Origin of the sequence: Chelatococcus reniformis, assembly GCF_014640075.1 — a bacterium.
In the GTDB taxonomy this organism is placed as follows: Bacteria; Pseudomonadota; Alphaproteobacteria; order Rhizobiales; family Beijerinckiaceae; genus Camelimonas; species Camelimonas reniformis.
The window spans coordinates 137,161-154,265 of the sequence record NZ_BMGG01000010.1; the positions used below are offsets into that span (position 1 = coordinate 137,161).

At 67.6% G+C, this 17,105-nt stretch carries 15 protein-coding genes; 10 read left to right on the forward strand and 5 right to left on the reverse strand.

Going from position 1 to position 17,105, the window contains the following annotated elements:
* Positions 1-22: 22 nt before the first annotated feature.
* The 4 genes from IEW34_RS25245 to IEW34_RS25260 all read left to right on the forward strand — a co-directional run bounded on the left by IEW34_RS25245 (position 23) and on the right by IEW34_RS25260 (position 4,257).
* A complete protein-coding gene (locus tag IEW34_RS25245; RefSeq protein ID WP_188612003.1) occupies positions 23-1,045 on the forward strand; it encodes an LLM class flavin-dependent oxidoreductase in 1,023 nt (340 codons plus the stop codon).
* Positions 1,046-1,178: 133 nt separating this feature from the next.
* Positions 1,179-1,619, forward strand: coding sequence for a tripartite tricarboxylate transporter TctB family protein (locus IEW34_RS25250; RefSeq protein WP_188612004.1), 441 nt, complete (start codon positions 1,179-1,181; stop codon positions 1,617-1,619).
* Between the two features lies 1 nt (position 1,620).
* Entirely contained in the window at positions 1,621-3,138 is a 1,518-nt protein-coding gene (locus IEW34_RS25255; protein ID WP_188612005.1) for a tripartite tricarboxylate transporter permease, read from the forward strand.
* Between the two features lie 237 nt (positions 3,139-3,375).
* Positions 3,376-4,257 (forward strand): GntR family transcriptional regulator, encoded by an 882-nt coding sequence (locus IEW34_RS25260; RefSeq protein ID WP_188612006.1) that lies wholly within the window; start codon positions 3,376-3,378, stop codon positions 4,255-4,257.
* A 64-nt stretch (positions 4,258-4,321) separates the two neighbouring features.
* Here IEW34_RS25260 and IEW34_RS25265 read toward each other — a convergent pair whose 3' ends face one another.
* Entirely contained in the window at positions 4,322-5,479 is a 1,158-nt protein-coding gene (locus IEW34_RS25265; protein WP_188612007.1) for an amidohydrolase/deacetylase family metallohydrolase, read from the reverse strand.
* 398 nt (positions 5,480-5,877) lie between these two features.
* On the opposite strand from IEW34_RS25265, the gene IEW34_RS25270 reads away from it, so the two are divergent.
* From IEW34_RS25270 to IEW34_RS25295, 6 genes are all read left to right on the forward strand, one after another.
* The gene (locus IEW34_RS25270; RefSeq protein WP_188612008.1) at positions 5,878-6,327 is read left to right on the forward strand and encodes a YybH family protein; all 450 of its coding nucleotides are present in this window, start codon (positions 5,878-5,880) and stop codon (positions 6,325-6,327) included.
* A 23-nt stretch (positions 6,328-6,350) separates the two neighbouring features.
* Complete coding sequence (gene fgd / locus IEW34_RS25275; protein WP_188612188.1) at positions 6,351-7,352, forward strand: glucose-6-phosphate dehydrogenase (coenzyme-F420); 1,002 nt, start codon at positions 6,351-6,353, stop codon at positions 7,350-7,352.
* A 7-nt stretch (positions 7,353-7,359) separates the two neighbouring features.
* Positions 7,360-8,328, forward strand: a complete 969-nt coding sequence (cofD, locus tag IEW34_RS25280; protein ID WP_188612009.1) for a 2-phospho-L-lactate transferase — start codon at positions 7,360-7,362, stop codon at positions 8,326-8,328.
* 244 nt (positions 8,329-8,572) lie between these two features.
* Positions 8,573-9,907: an NtaA/DmoA family FMN-dependent monooxygenase gene (locus tag IEW34_RS25285; protein ID WP_188612010.1), complete on the forward strand. Its 1,335-nt coding sequence runs from the start codon at positions 8,573-8,575 to the stop codon at positions 9,905-9,907.
* A gap of 280 nt (positions 9,908-10,187) precedes the next feature.
* Complete coding sequence (locus IEW34_RS25290) at positions 10,188-11,069, forward strand: universal stress protein (protein WP_188612011.1); 882 nt, start codon at positions 10,188-10,190, stop codon at positions 11,067-11,069.
* A 33-nt stretch (positions 11,070-11,102) separates the two neighbouring features.
* Entirely contained in the window at positions 11,103-13,844 is a 2,742-nt protein-coding gene (locus IEW34_RS25295; RefSeq protein WP_188612012.1) for a cation-transporting P-type ATPase, read from the forward strand.
* Between the two features lie 37 nt (positions 13,845-13,881).
* Here IEW34_RS25295 and cofE read toward each other — a convergent pair whose 3' ends face one another.
* The 4 genes from cofE to IEW34_RS25315 are packed head-to-tail and all read right to left on the reverse strand — an operon-like array spanning position 13,882 to position 17,104.
* Entirely contained in the window at positions 13,882-14,685 is an 804-nt protein-coding gene (gene cofE, locus IEW34_RS25300; RefSeq protein WP_244642202.1) for a coenzyme F420-0:L-glutamate ligase, read from the reverse strand.
* The gene (locus IEW34_RS25305; protein WP_188612013.1) at positions 14,678-15,388 is read right to left on the reverse strand and encodes an ABC transporter ATP-binding protein; all 711 of its coding nucleotides are present in this window, start codon (positions 15,386-15,388) and stop codon (positions 14,678-14,680) included. The genes cofE and IEW34_RS25305 overlap by 8 nt, the downstream gene beginning before the upstream one ends.
* Entirely contained in the window at positions 15,375-16,163 is a 789-nt protein-coding gene (locus tag IEW34_RS25310; RefSeq protein WP_188612014.1) for an ABC transporter ATP-binding protein, read from the reverse strand. The genes IEW34_RS25305 and IEW34_RS25310 overlap by 14 nt, the downstream gene beginning before the upstream one ends.
* A complete protein-coding gene (locus tag IEW34_RS25315) occupies positions 16,160-17,104 on the reverse strand; it encodes a branched-chain amino acid ABC transporter permease (RefSeq protein ID WP_188612015.1) in 945 nt (314 codons plus the stop codon). The genes IEW34_RS25310 and IEW34_RS25315 overlap by 4 nt, the downstream gene beginning before the upstream one ends.
* Between the last annotated feature and the right edge of the window lies 1 nt (position 17,105).

Below are 17,105 nucleotides of genomic sequence, written 5' to 3' on the forward strand. Positions count from 1 at the left end.
AGCTGAGCGCAGGAGGCGTCCGGTGCAGAGACGGTTCGGCATGCGTCTGGATGGTTGGATGACGCCGCAGGTCTGCGTCGACCTGGCCATCACCGCTGAAAAATGCGGCTTCGATTCGATCTGGTATGCCGAGAACCCCTTCGGCCGCGGCGTGCTGCCCGCCGTCGCCGCCTGCGGCCTGGCGACGAGCCGCATCGACCTGGGCATCGGCGTGTTCAATCCGTTCAACCGTCACCCGTCGCTGATCGCCATGGAAATGGGCGCGCTGGACGAACTGCTCGGCGGACGGGCCAACCTGGGGCTGGGCTCGGGCGTCGCGCAAATCCTGGCGCATGCGCACCTGGGCTCCGACAAGCCGATCGCCGCCATGCGCGATACCATCAACATCGTGCGCGGCCTGATGAAGGGAGACGCGGTCACCTACGCGGGCAAGGTGTTCTCCGCCACGGACCTGCGGCTCGAATTCGCCGTTCCCCGCCCGGACTATCCGATCTTCATGGCGGCCATGGGCGAGCAGGCGATCCGCCTCACCGGCGAACTCGCCGACGGGCTGATGATCTCCAACCTCTGCACCCCGGGCTTCACCACCCGGGCCATCGAGCTGATGCAGGCAGGCATCGCCAAGCGCACGCTCACAACCCCCGTGACCGTCGTGCAGTACGCGCCCTGTGTGGCGCGGCCCGATCGCGCCGAAGCGCGCATCTTCGCCAAGGACATCGTCGGCAAAATGATCGCGCGCAGCTTCGGCCTCGAAGGCACGCCCCAGCTCAGGGGTTGGCACATGATCGGCAGCGGCGTCGCCGAAGAGGAGTTCGACGAGATCGCCGCGCGGCTCGATGGCGGCGCACCCGGACATACGGTGGTCAGCGACCGCATCCTCGATCTCTATGCGGTCGCCGGCAACGCCGACGATTGTCTGGCCGCCTACGAGCGCTACCTGGCCGCGGGGGTCAGCGAGATGGTGGTCACCTTCCGCGGCCCCGAGCCCAAGACCGAGATGGCCTATCTGGCCGATGCTCTGCGCGGCGGCGGGCTGACCCGCTGATGCCCGGCATCCAATTTGCAAAGCCAGGATGCGTGCGAGCCGGCGGGAGGTGACTCTGCGATTTCCGCTCGTCGAGCCGCAGCCAGACCCGAGGCGGGGCCCGTAGCGGCTGGCCGAAATGCTGGAGAGGCCCATGCGATTGTCCGCCTTTGCCCTTCCCGCCAAGCTGACCGGTCTCGGCCTGCTGCTGATCGTCCTCGGCTTCGGCATCGGCGCGCTGCGCCTCAGCATCTGGCAGTTCGGCATGCCGGGGCCGGGCCTGACGCCGCTGCTGGTGTCGATCGCGCTTTTGCCGATCGCGGCGGTGCTGGTGCTGGAGCCGCTGCGGCCGGAAGAGCGCGAGCCGCTGCAAGGCGCACCCCTGCTGACCGGCCTCGCCTTCCTCGCCTACGTCGCCCTGGTCGAATACGCGGGCTTCGCGCTGCCGACCTTTGCCTTCATCCTCCTGTGGGCGCGGCTGCTCTACGCGCGGTCCTGGGCCGTGTCGCTGGCCACGGCCCTCCTGATGCCCCTGGCGCTCTACGTGCTGTTCATGCTCGGGCTGGGCATTCCGCTTCCGCTGTGGCCGCGTTGACATGACCGACACCCTCCACAACCTGCTCTACGGCTTCTCGGTGGCGCTCACGCCGGGCAACCTTCTCTATGCCCTGGTGGGCTCGCTGCTCGGCACGCTTGTGGGGGTGCTGCCCGGGCTCGGGCCGGTGACCACCGTGGCGGTGCTGCTGCCCTTGACCTACGGCGTCGGCTCGCCGGTCAGCTCGATCATCATGCTGAGCGCCATTCTCTACGGCGCCATGTACGGCGGCTCGACCACCGCGATCCTGCTGCGCGTGCCCGGCGAGGCCGCCTCGGTCATCACCGTCATCGACGGCTACGAGATGGCCAAGCAGGGGCGGGCAGGGCCGGCGCTGACAGTGGCGGCGGTCGGCTCCTGGGTCGCCGGCACCTTCTCGGTGGTGGCCCTCACGGTGATCGGCCCCGTGCTCGCCAACTGGGCTCTCAGCTTCGGTGCTCCGGAATACTTCTCGCTCGCGGTCGTCGGGCTGCTGCTCGCCGGGACGATGACCGGCGGCCGGCCGATTCGCGGCGTGGCGGTCACGCTCGCCGGCCTGATCTTCGGGCTCGTCGGGCTCGATCCGATGTCCGGCCAGAGCCGCTTTACCTTGGGCGAGATCAAGCTGCTCGACGGCATCGACATCATCCCGGTGCTGATGGGCCTCTACGGCATCGGGGAAATTCTCTACAACCTCGAACGGCGCAAGGATCAGGACTTCAAGATCGCCAAGATCGGCAAGCTGATGCCGAGCCGGAAGGAATGGCGTGAATCGTCAGGCGCCATCGGCCGCGGCAGCGTCATCGGCTTCTTCGTCGGGCTGTTGCCGGGGGGCGGCGCGCTGCTCGCCGCGCTGCTCAGCTACATGGCGGAGCGCAAGCTGTCGAAGCACCCGGAAGAGTTCGGCAAGGGCGCCATCGCCGGTGTCGCCGGCCCGGAAGCGTCCAATAACTCCGCCGTCACCGCCGGCTTCGTGCCGCTGCTCACCCTGGGTATCCCGAGCAACATCGTCGCCGCCATCCTGCTCGCCGCGCTGATGATGCAGAACGTGCAGCCGGGGCCGCTGATGCTCAAGGAGCACCCGGACATGTTCTGGGGCGTCATCGCCTCCATGTATATCGGCAATGTCATGCTGCTGCTGCTCAACCTGCCCCTGGTGGGGCTATGGGTGAAGCTGCTGCGAGTGCCGTTCTGGCTGCTCGGTTGCGCCGTCATCGCCATTTCGATGATCGGCGCCTACAGCCTCAGCAACGACTTCTTCAACGTCTACGTCCTCGCCATCTCGGGCATCGTCGGCTACGTCGTGCGCAAGGCCGACTTCGACATGGGCCCCTTCGTCATGGCCTTCATCCTGGCCAAGCTCGTGGACAATTCGCTCGGCCAGAGCCTGCTCATGGGCAACGGCAGCCCGATGATCTTCCTGACGCGGCCGATCTCGGCCTGCCTGCTGATCCTCGGCGCGATCTACCTCGTGGCGACGATCGTCATCGCCCTGCGCGTCCCCAAGCCGCCCGTTCTCGCCGACCTCCCGGCAGAATGAGGGGCCTCTTCGCCTACGTGCTTGGTTTGGCTCGTCGTTCGCGTCAGGGTTGTTAAGTCATGGCTTGACAAGGCAGGGGGACTCCCCAAGAACGGAACTGAAATGTCTCGATCTGCATGGACACGGTTTCGGGCCTCGGGCTCCGTCCGGCGAGGCGGATCGGGACATGGGCAAAGGGTCGGACCGGGCGGCGCCGCGGACGCGGCTATGCCGCTCCGGCGACCGATGGGGTGACGCGTGGCACAGGCTGACAAGCGGGGAAGCGGGTCCCTTCGGCAGAACGCCTACGAAACCATTCTGCAGGCCATCATCTTCGGTGATCTGGCGCCGGGCTCCAGCATCGACGACAAGCAGGTGGCGGACGATTTCGGCCTCGGGCTTGCCGTGGTGCGGGATGCTCTGATGCGCCTGGCGCTGGAAAACATGGTCGAGCGCCATGCCCGCATCGGCACGCGCGTGCCGGACCTCGGCCTGCGCGAGGTGCAGGAGGTGTTCGAGGCCCGCGTCATCCTCGAGGGCGCGTGCGCCGCGCTGGCGGCCGAGCGGGCCTCGGCGGTCGAGGTCGAAGCGCTACGGGCATCGTTCGCCGGCTACGAGGAGGTGATCGAGCGCCGCGAGTTCCGCCGCCTGGTGGCGATGGACCAGGCCTTCCACCGCACCCTGGCGGACGCCTGCCACAACGGCCACATGGGCCGCAGCCTGGTGCTGCTGCACAACAACGCCTCGCGCTTCTGGTACTTCGGCCTGCTGCGGCTCGATGCGGTGACCTTGCGCGCCGACATCAAGGCGCATCTGGTCGTGGCGGATGCCATCGCCGCTCACGACGCGGTGGCGGCCGAGCAGGCCATGCGCGGCGTCCTCGGCCACTTCCCGGCCGACATGCGCAACTTCCTGATCGCGCCGCCGATCTTCGACCGGCTGACGGCGACGCGCGAGGCGCCGGCAGAACCCAAGGCCAGGCCGGCTGCCGAGAAGCCGCCAGCCGAGTCGCCGGTCACCGCCAAGGGGCCGGCCCGCAGCCGCAAAGCGGCGGCGAAGGGGCCGGCGAGCACCAGCCAGACGGGGGTGGAGAAGCCCGCTCCGGCGGGAAAGGCCAGACGAAAGCCGGCTCGGGCTTAGCGCCGGCTCGCCGGGTCCGGCCCGGGCCCGACGCGTCGGGCGGACGCGCTTTCCTCCGACTTCGTCATGACCGGGCGTGATCCGGCCGTTCATCCACCCGGTCGAACTGTCCCGCCGTCACCAGCCCACGGCAGCGGAAGCGGTGGCCGCCGCGGAGCACCTCGGAGCGGGCGTCGTGGTAGGCGAAGTCTCCCTCGTCGATGGAGAGCAGGGTGGCTTCGCCGACCGATCCGGGCTTGAGCGAGCCGAGGTCGGGGCGGCGAAGGGCCACGGCGGGAGCCGTGGTGACCATGCGGACGATGTCGGGCAGGCCGAGGCCGAGGCAATAGAACTTCGACAGGGTCGTCATCAGGTCGAACACCGGCCCGTCGACGTTGAGCGCATGCACGTCGCTGGAGATGATGTCCGGCAGGAAGCCCTTCTCGATCATCGCCCGGGCGACACGGAAGCCGAACGAGAAGCCGCCGTGGCCGATGTCGAACAGCACGCCGCGCTCACGCGCCAGCAGCACCTCCTCGAAGATGTCGCCGTCGCGGCGCACCGGGGCGTTCGGGAACGGCTTGAAGCAGTGGGTGAGGATGTCGCCCGGGCGCAGGCGCGCGAAGACCTCCCGCCGCGACGGCGGCGGATCGTCGAGATGGGTCATCACCGGCAGGCCGGTCTCCTCCGCCGCCTCCACCGCAAGGTCGAGCGGCGCTGCGCCGCTGTCACCTCCGGCGATCTTGCCGACGCGGACCTTGATGCCGACGACGAGGTCCCTGTTCTCGTCGATCACGCGCACGCATTCGCGCGGGTCGAGCAGTCGCATGTCGCCGCACTCCCCCACCATCACAGCCTTGCTGTAGGCGAAGATGCCCGGGTACGAGATGTTGATGAAGGGCAGGATGCGCACCGGCGAGGGCTCGATGACGAAATGCCGGAAGCCCAGGAAGTTGCCCGGACCCGCGGTGCCGGCATCGACCATCGTGGTGACGCCACTGAGCGGCGCCATGCGGCGCGCATCGAGGCTCATCGCGCTCGCGCCCCAGTACACATGGCAGTGCATGTCGATCATCCCGGGGGTCACGATCAGCCCGGCGGCATCGACGGTCCGCCGCGCCTCCTCCGCCAGATGTGGCGCGACGGCGGCGACCTTGCCGTCGCGGAAGCCGACGTCCAGCGTGCCGTCGAGCCCCTGGCCCGGATCGATGACGCGGCCTCCGCGCAGGATCAGGTCTAGCATCGCGCCTTTCTCTCTCCGTGTCGATTGGACGGGATCACGTCTGCCGATGGCCGCGTGTAGCCCGAGACCGGCACAATAGCGGCAGCAGGGCTGCGGTCCAGCTGCGGGATCGATCTGAAATGTCATTTTGGGAGACTTGGTAAGTTGTTGGGCATGCGCCTGGATTTCGAGCTGATCGGGTCGCGTGAGCCGGCGCCGCGCGCTTGACTCGCCAGCCATCCAGCCTCGATACTAAGACTGAAATGTCAGATATCAAGTTAAGAACTCGAATCTGATCGAGGCCAGGAAGGGCAGGCACTGGCCGCCGCTGCACGCGGGAGCCGGTCCGACGCGACATTTGCAGAGGCAGCGCCTGGCTGCCGCAACCATTTGGGGGTTCCATGCCGGACATACATTGGGTGGGTGGATCGGACGAGGATCGGGAGGCCGTCGCCGCACAGCACGAGGCCTATCTCGTCGCCAATTCGAAGTTCGACTGGGATCATCTCATGTCGGTCTACAGCGAGTCGTCGTGGGCGACCTATTTCAATTTGAACGGACATACCTACGACGGGCGTGATCACTGGATCAAATTGTGGAAGTACTACATTACCCAGCAGGAGACTGGCTACTGGCGTCCGTTCGACATGAAGGGGGTGATCTCCGGCGACCTCGCAACCGTCTGGTGTCACCGCAACACCCAGTCGACATGGTTCGGTGGCGACGACCCGATGTCGCCGCGCCGGGAAGGGAAGCCTTTCATCTCGCGCTCGACCATGATCTTCTGCCGCCAGGACGGCGATTGGCGCTGCGTTCACGTCCATTTCTCCGAAAGCCGCAGCGAGGAGCCGCGCCCGGGCGGCATCTGAAGCCATAGGGAGCGTTCGCGGTGATGAGGATCGGATACAAAGCGTCGGCGGAGCAGTTCGGCCCGCGGGATCTCCTGCGGTTCGCCGTCCTGGCCGAGGAGAAGGGATTCGATTCGGTCTTCGTCAGCGATCACTTCCAGCCGTGGCGCCACACCGGCGGCCATGCGCCGTTCTCGTTCGCCTGGCTCGGCGCCGTCGGCGCGGCGACCTCGCGCATCGTCATGGGAACGAGCGTCACGACGCCGACCTTCCGCCACCATCCCTCGACGGTCGCCCAATGCTTCGCCACTCTGGGCGACATGTTTCCCGACCGGGTCGTGCTCGGCATCGGCACCGGCGAATCGCTCAACGAGGTGCCGCCGACCGGCATGGAATGGCCCGAGCCCAAGGAGCGCCTGGCGCGCCTGCGCGAGGCGGTGGCCCTCATCCGCCGGCTGTGGAGCGAGGAGCGGGTCAGCTTCGAGGGCCAGTATTACAAGACCGAGAACGCCACGATCTACGACCGGCCGGCGCACATGGTGCCGATCTTCATCGCCGGCGCCGGGCCGTTGATCGCCAAGTTCGCCGGTCGGGCCGCGGACGGCTTCATCTGCACCAGCGGCAAGGCGACCGAGCTCTACCGCGACACCCTGCTGCCCAACGTCGCCGTCGGCCTCGAGGCGGCGGGGCGGCCGAGCGATGCGATCGAGCGCATGATCGAGATGAAGGTCTCCTTCGACATCGACCTGGCGCGGGCGCGCGAGGATACCCGCTTCTGGGGGGCGCTGGCGCTCTCGCCGGAGGAGAAGATGTCGGTGGAGGATCCGGTGGAGATGGAGCGCCTCGCCGATGCGCTGCCGCTCGAGCGGGTCACCAGCCGCTGGATCGTCTCCGCCGATGCGGACGAGGTCGTCGAGGCCGTGCGCCCCTATGTCGAGCTCGGCTTCCGCCACCTGGTGTTCCACGCGCCCGGCTTCGATCAGCCCCGCTTTATCGAATCGTTCGCCGACGCGGTGGTGCCCAAGCTGCGCCGTGCCTTCGGCTGAACGGACCATGCCACAAGGTTCCGGACACGTCCTGGCACTCTGCGGCGGCATCGGCGGTGCCAAGCTGGCGCTCGGGCTGAGCCGCGCGGTGGCGCCGGATCAACTCACCATCCTGGTCAACACCGGCGACGACTTCGTCCACTTGGGCCTGGCCATCTCGCCCGATATCGACACCGTGCTCTATACGCTCTCTGGCCTCGCCGATCCGGTCCGCGGCTGGGGGGTGCGCGACGAGACCTGGAATTTCATGGCCGCTCTCGGCGGGCTGGGCGGCGAGACCTGGTTCCAGCTCGGCGACCGCGACCTCGCCACGCACGTCGAGCGCACCCGCCGGCTCGCCGCGGGCGAATCCCTGGCCGCCGTGACCGAGGGATTCCGGCGCGCCTGGGGCATCGGGCCGCGCGTCCTGCCCATGAGCGACGACCCGGTGCGCACCCGGGTCGAGACCGCGGCGGGATGGCTCGACTTCCAAGACTACTTCGTCCGCCGCCGCTGCGAGCCGGCCGTGACCGGCCTCGACTTTGCCGGGGCGGAGGCCGCGGACCCATCGGACGCGGCGCTCACCCTGCTGGCCAGCCCGGAGCTGCGGGCCGTGGTGATCTGCCCGTCCAACCCCTACCTCAGCATCGATCCGCTGCTGGCGATGCCCGGCCTGCGGCGGGCGCTGGCCGCCTGCCCGGCGCCGGTCGTCGTCGTCTCGCCCATCGTTGGCGGTGCCGCGGTCAAGGGCCCCACCGCCAAGATGATGGGCGAGCTCGGCATCGAGGTGAGCGTCGCCAGCGTCGCCCGCCACTACGAGGGGCTGATCGACGCCCTCGTCGTCGACGCGGCCGACCGCGACCAGCACGTGCCGCCCGGGCTCGACGTGGTGGTGACGCAGACCGTGATGCGCACGCTCGAAGACCGGGTGAACCTGGCCAAGGCCGTGCTGGCGGCGGCCGACCGGATCGGTGGTTCACGCCGTCGATCGGAGTGAGCCTGCGGCGGTCCCGCCTGCCGACATCGATCTCCGGTGCTCACAGATTAAGCGCCGGGGCGCGCAGAATAAACGAACGCCAATCAGGATGTTTTGTGTTCGTCCGCGTAATGACTCGGCTCAATCCTTGCATGAACTGGCAATAGGCCGGGAGCCGTAGTCGACGTCGCGTGCTCTCTTGCGCGGCGCCTTCGTCGCATGCCGGCGTCGTTTGGTGTCCTCACGCACGAAGGGGTGGGCGTCGATGAAGCGGAAGATGCATCTCGGCTTCGATCTGTCCTGGACGCACCTGGAGGGGCGCTGGCGCCTGCCCGGCTCATGGAGCGGCGTCACCTTTCCCGACGTGCGGCTCTACGAGGAGATCGCGCTGCTGGCGGAGCGCGGGCTGATCGATTTCATCTTCTTCGGCGACGGCACCGGCATCCCCAGCACGTGGCAGGGCTCGCCCGATGCGGCGGTCAAATGGGGCATCGGCTGGCCGCGGCAGGACATGAGCCCCTACATTGCGCTGATGTCGCGGCTGACGCGGCACGTGGGTTTCGGGCTCACTTATTCGTCCACCTTCATGCACCCGTTCTACGTGGCGCGCTTGCTCAACTCGTTGGACCACGTCACCGGCGGCCGCATGGCCTTCAACGTCATCACCTCGACGCGGCGGGCGGACGCCGCTAATTACGGCTTCGACGAGCTCATGGATCATGACTTGCGCTACGAGCGCATGGAGGAGTTCATCGCCGTCTGCAAGGCGCTGTGGGACAGCGTCGCGCCCGATGCGTTCGTCTGGGACCGCGAGACCGGCATCGTCGCAGATACCGCCAAGGTTCGCCCGATCGACCACGTCGGCCGCTTCTTCAAGGTGAAGGGCCCGCTCGCGTCGGTGCCGTCGCCACAGGGGCGGCCGGTGCTGATCCAGGCCGGCGCCTCGCCGCGGGGCATCAGGGCCTCGGCGCAGATCGCCGATCACGTCTTCGCCATGAGCCCGGGGCTGGAGCGCCAGACGCGGCACCGGGCTGTGCTGGATCAGGCGCTGGCCGACCAGGGCCGCAACCCACAGGGCGTCGGCATCCTGTGGGACGTGGTTCTCATCGTGGCCGAGACCGAGGCGGAGGCGAAGCGGCGCCGCGAGCAGCTGCTGACTGTCGTGCCGCCCGAGGCCGTCGGCGCCTTTCTCTCCCACCAGATCGGCTACGACCTGTCCAAGCTGCCGGCCCAGTTCACCATCCTGGGGATCAACGAGGAAATCACCGCCGGCCAGGCGTCGCCAGTCGCTTTCCTCAACATGACGCGCCACCTGGATCCGCAGGCGACGATGTCGCGCGAGGAGTTCTACGATGTCCTGCTACGGCGTACGGCGTCCTACGAGGAGACGCTGGCCGGATCGCCGGCCCAGATCGCCGACTACCTGGAAGAGGTGTTCGAGGCGACGGGCGAGCGCGGGGGCTTCATGATCGCCCACCCGCCGGTGACGCCGCGCGATCTCGCCAGCGTCGTCGACTATCTGGTGCCGGAGCTGCAGCGGCGCGGCCGTTTCCGGACCGCCTACGGAAGCCGGCTGCTCAAGGACAATCTGGCAGATTGAGGAGGCTGGCCGAGAAGGTGTCGACAAAAAGAACTTCTTCGCGAAGAAAACGCTGAATTCGCACCTCGAGGTTTTCATATTTTAAATTCAATTTTACACAAAATCTATATATAAATTTTGCGATTTTCTTCGAAAATTGGCTATGTTGGTGATTTTAAACTTATTTGATTTGGGTCAATAGATATTGACATCAGATGTGTGAATAGTAGCCTCCCGTCCTGGGCGACCGTTGATTGTCGCGCGGGCGCGCATCGCGTAGAGCGGCTCGGGAGGCGAACGTATGACGGCATCAGGCGCATCTCTGCCACGGCATATTTTGCTGGCGACCGACCTGAGCGCGCGCTGCGACCGCGCTCAGGATCGAGCGCTCGAACTTGCCAGGGAATGGCAGGCGAAGCTCACCATGGCTCATGTCCTGGATGTGCCGAGCCTGCCGGACGACGAGGAGGTAAAGCCCGATGCCGGCGACGCCAGGGGGCGGGCATTGGGCCTGATGCACCGAGAGCTCAAGGACATCGGGGATGTGTCCTGGGAGGTTGAGGTTCGCGAGGGCCGACCGTCGGACGTTGTTCTCGACGTCGCCCGAGAGAAGGGCTGTGACCTGATCGTCACCGGCATCGCCGGCCGCGACACGCTCGGGCGGTTCCTGCTCGGCAGCACGAGCCTTGACGTGGTCCAGCATGCCGAGGCGCCCGTGCTGGTGGTCAAGTCGCGATGTCATGCGCCCTATCGAGGCGCCGTCGTGGCCAGCGATCTGTCGCCGGCTTCCGGCAGTGCCTTGGAGGAGGCGACCCGGCTGTTTCGGCCCTCGCAGCTCACCCTGTTCCATGCGTTCGACATGCCGTATCGCGCCTTCGCCGAGGAGCGGCGTGACTACGAGGATGCCTCGGGGCGGATGGCCCTCGACGAGATGAGGAGCTTTCTGACAAGCCGCCTCGGGCCGGCCGGCGGCGAGGTAGGCGTCCATGTCGCCTATGGCGATCCGGCGACGCTCCTGGCCGAGTACGCCGCAAAGTTGGATATCGACCTCGTCGTCGGCGGGACAAACGGACGGACGGGTATTCTGGGCGTGCTCCTGGGGAGCGTCGCTGCGGCGATTCTCGACGAGGTACCCTGCGACGTGCTGATCGTGCCGAGCAAAGGCGCACGGCAAGCGGCGTAGCGATCCGACAACGGCGGGGCCGTGACAGGGGGGATGATGGCGACGACGATCGACGCTGAGGTCGCCGACGATGCGGCCTGCGCCCCTCGCCCATGGCATGCCCAAGCGCCGGCGGAAGTCTGCGCCGCGCTCGAGACCGGCATCGACGGGCTCGATCGCGCCGAGGCGCGGCGCCGTCTGCACGTGTGGGGTGCCAATCAGTTGCCGGCGGCGGCCCGCATCCACCCGCTGGCGCGCTTTCTCGCCCAGTTCAACAACGCGCTGATCTACTTTCTGCTTGCCGCCGCGGCGGCAGCCGCAGTCCTGGGGCATCTCGTCGACGGCGTCGTCATCGTGATCGTCGTGCTGATCAACGCGATCGTCGGCTTCATCCAGGAGGGCAAGGCCGAGCAAGCCCTGGATTCGATCCGCGACATGATCGCGCCGCATGCTGTCGTCGTGCGCGACGGCGAGCGCCACATCATCGACGCGCGCGAGATCGTTCCTGGCGACGTCGTCGCCGTCGAGGCCGGCGACAAGGTGCCGGCCGACATCCGGTTGCTGCGGGCCCGCGGCCTGAGCGCGGACGAGGCGGTTCTCACCGGCGAGTCGGTTCCGGCGGACAAGCGCGAGGACGCGGTCGCAGAGAAGGCGCCGCTCGGCGACCGCTTCTCCATGCTCCATTCGGGGACGCTCGTGACCACGGGGCAAGGCTTCGGCATCGCCGTGGCGACGGGTGCCCGGACCGAGATCGGCAGGATCTCGAGCCTCATCGGCAACGTCCAGACGCTCGTCACGCCTCTGCTGGCGCAGATCAACGACTTCGGCCGGCGCTTCACCTGGTACGTGAGTGGCGCAGCCGTGGCGCTGCTCGTCTTCGCCATGCTCTTCAGGGGCTACGGCTGGGTCGACGCCCTGATGGTGGTGGTGGCGCTCTCCGTGGGCGTGGTGCCCGAGGGGCTGCCTGCCGTCATCACCATCACGCTGGCGATCGGCGTGCGGCGGATGGCGGCTCGCAATGCCGTCGTGCGCCGCCTGCCGGCCGTCGAGACGCTCGGCGCAACGTCGGTGATCTGCTCGGACAAGACCGGCACGCTGACCAAGAACGAGATGACCGCGTGCCGGGTGATCACCGCGCGAAGCGTCTCGATGATATCCGGTTCCGGCTATGCGCCGGAGGGCGCCGCGACGGCGCCCGGCGGCGCTGCTGCGCCCCCTGACGACGTCCGCGATCAACTCGTTCGCGCCGCTCTCCTGTGCAACGATGCCCGCCTCGTCGAGCGCGACGGCCGCTGGTCGGTGCTCGGCGATCCGATGGAAGGCGCATTGGTGGCGCTCGCCGCGAAGGCCGGGCTGCATCCCGAGGCCGAGCGCGAGACTTGGCCGCGCATTGACGAGCTCCCGTTCGATGCACAGCATCGTTTCATGGCGACCCTGCACGACGATCCGCGCGGGGGCCGCAGGATCTTTGTGAAGGGCGCCCCGGAGCGCGTGCTGGCGATGTGCGCGGAGCAGGCGGAGGCGGGCGCGACGGGCCCCGTCGATCCCGCGTCCTGGCAGCGGTGCATCGATCTTGCGGCCGCCGAAGGCGAGCGCGTGCTGGGCTTCGCGGTCAAGGTGGTCGGCGCCGAGACGGAGCGGCTCACCTTCGAGACGACGGAGACCGGGCTAACCTTTCTCGGCATCGTGGGCTTCATCGATCCGCCGCGCGAGGAGGCGATCGCCGCCGTGGCGCAATGCCGGGCCGCTGGCATCGCGGTCAAGATGATCACCGGCGACCATGCCGGCACCGCCGTCGCCATCGCCCGTCAGCTGGCCATCGCAGACGCGCCCAAGGCGATGCAGGGCGCCGAGCTGGACGCGGTCGGTGACGACGACTTGCAGCGGGTGGTGGACGGCGTGAGCGTCTTCTCGCGCACCACCCCCGAGCACAAGCTCAGGATCGTGCGGGCCCTGCAGGCGAACGGCCACATCGTCGCGATGACCGGCGACGGGGTCAACGACGCTCCCGCGCTCAAGCAGGCCGATGTCGGCATTGCCATGGGGCGCAAGGGCACCGAGGCCGCCAAGGAAGCGGCGCAGATGGTGCTGCTCGACGACAACTTCGCATCCATCGTCGCTGCGGTGCACGAGGGGCGGACCGTCTACGATAACATCCGCAAGGTCATCGGCTGGACCCTGCCCACCAACGGCGGCGAAGCGCTCTGCATCGTTGTGGCGATCATTCTTGGGCTCGCGCTGCCGATGACGCCCGTCCAGATCCTCTGGATCAATATGATCCTGACGGTCACGTTGGGGCTGGTGCTCGCCTTCGAGCCGGCCGAGCCCAACGTCATGGGCCGGCCACCGCGCAAGCGCCGTGCCCCGATCCTGTCACGGCTCTTGGTCTGGAGGATCGTGCTCGTCTCGGTCCTCTTCATGCTCGGTGTCTTCGGCATCTTCCACTATGCCCTGGCCACGGGCCAAAGCGAGGCGACGGCGCGAACCATGGTCGTCAACACCCTCGTGGTGATGGAGACCTTTTATCTCTTCAACATCCGCTATCTGCACATGACCTCGTTCAGCCTCGTCGGAGCCATGGGGACGCCGGCCGTACTGGGGGCGGTCGCTGCCGTGATCGTTGCGCAGCTCGCCTTCACCTATGCGCCCTTCATGCACGGCATGTTCGGCAGCGCGCCCGTCGCCTTCGCGGATGGGCTGCTGATCGTCGCGATCGGCTTCCTCACCATGGTCGTGCTCGAGCTGGAAAAGATCATCATGCGGCGCATGGCGCCCGCGACGGCGGCGGCGGCCTGAGCGGGCGGCCGAACGTCTCGGCGCCCGCTCCATCGGCTCAGGTGAACAGGTCTTCGGCGAGCGGCCGCACCAGGTCCGCGGCGGTCCCACGGGCGGCGGCCGCGACAGGCAGGCCGCGCACAATGACCAGCGGCAGGCCCTCCGCCGCCTGCCCCATGACGAGGGAGGCCGCGGCGGCGATCTCGTCTCCGGTGCCGACGACCGTCGAGACCAGGGTCTGGCCGAACAGATCGGGCCGTCCGCGCAGGTCGGCCACGGTGGTGAGGCCGGCCGCGCCGATGCAGGCGCCGCAGGTGCCCAGGCGCCAGGCGCGGCCGAGGCTGTCGATGATCACCACCGCGACGTCGGCGCCCGTGGCCACGGCAAGGTCGTGGCGCAGCGCCGCGGCGCTGGCGTCGGGATCACGTGGCAGCAGCAGCACCCGGTCGCCGCCGGCCGAGCCGGGGATGTTGGAATGGTCGATGCCGGCATTGGCGAGAACGAGGCCGAGCCGGTGACGGACGATGATCACCCCCGGCCGGCAGCGTACGACGGCGGTCGATTCGGCCAGGATGATCTCGACGAGCCGTGGGTCCTTGCCGCAGACCCCGGCGAGGTCGCGTGCCTGTGCCGACGGCTCGACCGACGCGAGCTCGACATAGCGGTTCTCAGCTTTGGAGACGATCTTCTGGGCCAGCACGACGACGTCGCCGTCGCGCAGAGCCAGCTTGTCCGCCGCCAAGGTCGCCAGGATCAGAGGTGCGATCGGCTGGCCCGCCTCCACGAGCGGAAAGCCCGTTGGGGCGAGCAACTCCATTCGCACGCCTGTGCGGCGTTCGGACGGAAGCTGGCTGTCACGCATCAACATGAACTCCGAGATAAGCTTGGCGAACGCGATCATCGCATATCAGCGACCTTCCGCTGCCTTCCAGCGTGATCCGCCCGGTCTCCAATACGTATCCACGGTCTGCGATGGCAAGTGCCGCCTGGACGTTCTGCTCAACGACCAGCACTGTCACCCCCTGGCTTCTGATGTCGGCGATGATGGCGAAGATCTGATCGATCAGCAGGGGGGCCAGCCCCATCGACGGCTCGTCCAGAAGCAGCAAGCGTGGCCGCGCCATCAGCGCTCGCCCGATCGCCAACATCTGCTGCTGCCCACCCGACAGTGTGCCGGCGGCGCGATGGCGGAAGTCGGCCAGCATGGGAAAGGTCACGAAGATGCGTGCGAGATCATCGGCGATGGCGCGTCCGCGCGTCCAGGCGCCGACCAGCAGGTTCTCTTCCACGCTGAGCGGGCCGAAGACCTGGCGGCCCTCCGGAACCTGAACGAGCCCCAGCCGGACGCGGCGGTGTGCCGCGATCCGCTGGATCTCCCGGCCGTCGAACCGGACCCTACCCGCGACGATCGGCTGGACGCCGGACAGCGCCTTGAGCAGGGTCGTCTTCCCCGCCCCATTGGAGCCGACCAGCGCGATGATCTCGCCCGCGGCGACATGCAGCGTCACATCGTGCAGCGCTTCGATGCGCCCGTAGCGGCTGCTCAGGTGCTCAACCGTGAGCACGCGACGTCTCCCCCGGCTTCGCCGTCCCAAGGTAAGCTTCGATCACGGCCGGGTTGTTACGGATCTCGCTCGGCGTTCCTTCGGCCAGCGTCATGCCGCGGTTGAGCACGTGGATGCGGTCGGCGAGCGTCATCACGAAACCCATGTCGTGCTCGACAAGCATGACGGTCATGCCCGAGCCCGCGATCTTGCGGATCACGTGGGCGATCTCAGCCGTCTCCACCGCATTGCAGCCGGCAACCGGCTCATCGAGCATGATCACCGAAGGGCGAGTCGCCAGCGCCCGGGCGATCTCGAGGCGCTTCAGCACCCCGTAGGGCAACTCGCCCGCTGGCTGATCGCCCAGCCCCGACAGACCGACGAGGTCGAGAAGCTCCTCAGCGAGCTTGCGGCTCTCGGCGTTCTGCCGATGCACCATGGGCAGGCCCAGGAAATCGAGCAGCGGGTTGCGCCGCTCGTGCAGGTGACGGCCCACCATGACGTTTTCGGCGGCGCTCATGCGAAAGAAGATCTGCAAATTCTGAAAGGTGCGGGTGAGACCTTTGCGCGCCAATTCGTGAGGAAGCGCGCCGGTGATGGTCTTGCCGTTGAAGCGGATGCGACCGTCCGTGCAGGCGTAGACCCCGCTGACGACATTGAACAGTGTGGTCTTACCGGCCCCGTTCGGCCCAATGAGGGCGAAGATCTCGCCGGGGGGAACGTCGAAGCTGACGTCCGACAGGGCGACCAGGCCGCCGAAGCGGATGCTGACATGCTCGACTGAAATCGCGCTCACGCCGCTCCCCGCAGCAGCCAGGATTGCAGGCTCGGAATGACGCCCCGGCGCAGCGCGATCATCAGCACCATCAGGATGGCCCCGAGGATGGCATGCTCGAACTCGTGAAATGAGGTGAGCGCCTGCGGCAGCACCACCAGCACCGCCGCACCTAGCACGCTGCCCAGGATCGAGCCGAGGCCGCCCAGCACGGCCATGGCGACGAACTCGATCGATCGCAGGATGCCGCCCGTGACCGGTGTCACGTGGCCGTCGAACAACGCAAGAAAGGCGCCAGCGGTTGCGGCGTAGATGGCCGAAATGACGAACACGAGCAGTTTGTAGCGCGCGACGTCGATGCCGAGTACGCCGGCGGCGACCTCGCTGTCGTGTATGGCACGCAACGCCCGGCCCGTCGGGCTGGACAGCAGGTTCGCGGCGCCCAGCATGGCCACGATCAGCGTGATGCCGGCCACCCAGTACCAGTTGGCGACGCCGCTGACACGCCAGCTGCCGATCCACAGGCGAGCCACCTGCATGCCGTCAGGGCCGCCGGTCCAGGCGATTTCGTTGGTGATGACGATCGAGACGATGACGCCCAGTCCAAGCGTTGCGACGGCAAGGTGGTAGCCCTTGAAGCGCAGGATCGGCTTGCCGACGCCATAGGCGACGACGCCGGTCAGGACGATGCCGGCCAGCATCGATGCGAGGGTGGGCAGGCCCAGGTGAGCCGGACCGATGGCGGACGCATAGGCCCCCATGGCGAAGAAGGCCGCGTGACCGAGACTGATCTGGCCGGCATAGCCCATCAGCAGATTGAGCCCGACGACAACGAGCGCGTTGATGAAAACCAGCGTCGCCAGGCGCAAGTAGAAGGGGGATGGCACCAGCAGAGGCACCATGACCACCACCACCGCAAGGGCGAATGCTGGCGCATACGGATTGGCGAGGATCCGGCGCATG